General features: G+C 66.8%; 1 protein-coding gene. It reads right to left on the bottom strand.

Translation table 11 applies throughout. From position 1 onward, the window contains the following. Positions 1–112 precede the first annotated feature (112 nt). Complete coding sequence (gene rfbA / locus ACFWJO_RS38540; RefSeq protein WP_377662866.1) at positions 113–982, bottom strand: glucose-1-phosphate thymidylyltransferase RfbA; 870 nt, start codon at positions 980–982, stop codon at positions 113–115. Between the last annotated feature and the right edge of the window lie 293 nt (positions 983–1,275).

Below are 1,275 nucleotides of genomic sequence, written 5' to 3'. Positions count from 1 at the left end.
ATCGCTGATCGCAGTGACCGGCCGACACTCGCGCTGAATCCCCTGAGTTCCTCTGACCCTCCTTGTCACGGAAGGGCAGATCGGGGGGCCGCCAGGGTGGACTCGGCCGCGCTCACCGCCCGGACTCGAGCATTTCCAGGAGGTACCGCCCGTACCCCGACTTCACGAGCGGCTCGGCGCGCTCGCGCAGCTCGTCGTCGGAGAGAAGGCCCTGACGCCAGGCGACCTCCTCGGGGGAGCCGACTTTGAGGCCCTGGCGGGACTCGATGGTGCGGATGAAGTTGGAGGCGTCGTTCAGGTCGTGGAAGGTGCCGGTGTCCAGCCATGCGGTGCCGCGGGGCAGAACCTCCACGTTGAGGGTGCCGCGTTCCAGATAGGTGCGGTTCACGTCGGTGATCTCCAGCTCGCCGCGCGCCGACGGCTTGAGACTCTTCGCGATCTCGACGACGTCGTTGTCGTAGAAGTACAGGCCCGGCACCGCATAGTTGCTCTTCGGCTCCGCGGGCTTCTCCTCCAGTGAGATGGCCTTGCCGGCGTCGTCGAACTCCACCACGCCATAGGCGCTCGGGTCCGCTACCCAGTAGCCGAACACGGTGGCACCGTCGACCTGGGTGTGACGGCGCAGCTGTTGGCCCATGCCCGGGCCATAGAAGATGTTGTCCCCCAGCACGAGGGCCACGTTGTCGTCGCCGATGTGCTCCTCGCCGAGGATGAACGCTTGGGCCAGGCCGTCCGGTGACGGCTGCTGCACGTAGGTGAGCGAGATCCCGAACTGGGAGCCGTCGCCCAGGAGGCGCTGGAACTGCTCTGCGTCGTGCGGGGTGGTGATCACCAGGATGTCGCTGATCCCCGCCAAGATCAGCGTGGAGAGCGGGTAGTAGATCATCGGCTTGTCGTAGACCGGTACGAGCTGCTTCGAGATGGCATGGGTGATGGGATGCAGGCGGGAGCCCGTGCCGCCGGCGAGGATGATGCCTTTCATGGGCTCGATTCTACGGGGCCTCTGCCCCTCCGTTCGGGCCCGGCGATGGCTAGACTCGCCCACGAAGGACGTCCGCGCTGTGGGACGTCTCCGAGTTCGGGCTGAATGCCCCCTGAGGCGGACAGGAGTCTCATGAGCGAAGGGTCGTCGTCGCCCCAGGCCTTGCGGATGGGCTCGGTGCTCCCGTATCCCCTCGCGAGACACGGCGGGGACTTCGCCTTCGAGACGCGCGCCTTCGAGGCGCTCGACGCCATGGGCCGGCTCTGGGACGGAGAGTTCCTCGTCTTCTCCCC

Origin of the sequence: Streptomyces sp. NPDC127092 (assembly GCF_042722475.1) — a bacterium.
Classification (GTDB): domain Bacteria; phylum Actinomycetota; class Actinomycetes; order Streptomycetales; family Streptomycetaceae; genus Streptomyces.
Note: the sequence above shows the minus strand (reverse complement) of the source record. Positions and strands in the feature narration are given on the sequence as shown.